This is a genomic window from Pseudomonas sp. MD195_PC81_125, assembly GCF_014060985.1.
Classification (GTDB): domain Bacteria; phylum Pseudomonadota; class Gammaproteobacteria; order Pseudomonadales; family Pseudomonadaceae; genus Aquipseudomonas; species Aquipseudomonas parakoreensis.
Genome location: NZ_JABULD010000127.1, coordinates 1 through 1,512, shown reverse-complemented (window position 1 = coordinate 1,512; position 1,512 = coordinate 1). Strand labels below are relative to the sequence as shown.

The following is a 1,512-nucleotide window of genomic DNA, read 5'->3' as shown; positions in this document are numbered from 1 at the left end:
GCGGAGGCCGCACCTACCCCGGAATCGGCGATTGCGCCACCGGTCGACACGCCTGCCGAGACGCCAGTGGTTGCGCCAAAACCGGTGGTCGATGAAGACAAAACCTTCAATGAACTGCTGACCAATCCGATCCTGCTGGGTCTGATCGGCGGCGGTGCCGTTGTGCTTCTGCTTCTGCTGTTGCTGCTGGCCCGTCGCCGCAAGGCCCAGCAGGAAGCCGAAAAACACCTGCGCATGGCCCGCGCTTTGGCTGAAGAGCAGGAGTTCTCTGCCGAGCAGGATCTGCCGGAAAGCAGCTTCGAAGGTCTGGAAACACCTGCCGCCAGCGTCAAGCTCAACACCCCGGCATCTGCGCCAGCGCCTGCTGCGGTAGTGGCTCCGGTGGTGATGGCCGAGCCGATTGCTGCGCCATTGGTCGCGCCGGCCGCCGAGCGTTCCGATGACGTGCTGGACAAAGCTCAGTCGCACATCAGCGCCGGTCGCCTGAATCAGGCCGCCGCGCTGCTGGAAGAGGGCGTCAGCCTTGAGCCGCAGCGCAGCGACCTGCGCCTGAAACTGATGGAAGTCTATGGTCAGCAGGGTGACCGCGATGCGTTCGTCGGTCAGGAGCGTCAACTGGTGGCCAATGGCGACAACTTCGCCAAGGTCGAAGAGCTGAAAAAGCGCTTCCCGGCCATGGCTGTAGTCGCGGTCGCTGGTCTGGCTGCAGCGGCGGCCGCCGCCGAACTCGATGCGCAATACGTCAAGGAGCTGCTGCTTGACGAGCCCGAGGCGCCTGCACCTGCGCCGGCGGCAGACGATCTGGACAGCGCGTTCGACCTGAGTCTGGACGATCTCGATAAGATTACCCCGGTTGAGCCTGCGCCTGTTGTCGCACCTGAAGCACCAGTGGAGCTGGACGAGTTTCCGGCTGACGACGATCTGAGCTTTGAGTCGGTGCTGCAACAGCAGACCGAGATCAAAGAGAACCTCGACGACCTGTCGGACTTCGACCTCGATCTGGACCTCGGTGCCGAGCCTGCGCCAGCCTCGATGGCTGACCTGGCGGACGATGACTTCCTGCTGGATCTGGACGAAGGCGTGAAAGACCTGTCGCCGGCCGAGCCTGTGGTCGCCAACGAAGTGCCACAGGACGATCTGGAGCTGCCCGCCGATTTCGATCTGTCGCTGGCCGACGAGATGGACACCAACCCGGCCGAACCGGATGCCTTCGCGGCAGAGCTGGATGACGTCAACGCCGAGCTGGATCGTCTGTCGCAGAGCATCACCGAGCCGACCTTCACCGAAGCCGACGCAGCCATGGGTGGTGATCTGGGCGAAGATGACTTCGACTTCCTCGCCGGCACCGACGAAGCCGCCACCAAGCTCGATCTGGCCCAGGCCTACATCGACATGGGCGACAATGACGGCGCGCGCGACATCCTCAACGAGGTGTTGACCGAGGGGGATGAGAAGCAGCGGGGCGAGGCCAAGGAAATGCTTTCGCACCTGGCTTGAGTCAGCGTTAAATCA

General features: G+C 63.3%; 1 protein-coding gene. It reads left to right on the top strand.

Annotated features, from left to right (window positions below; translation table 11 throughout):
* Window positions 1-1,497: FimV/HubP family polar landmark protein (locus HT737_RS05655; protein WP_308809976.1), on the top strand; the 1,497-nt coding region annotated here is incomplete at its 5' end.
* Between the last annotated feature and the right edge of the window lie 15 nt (window positions 1,498-1,512).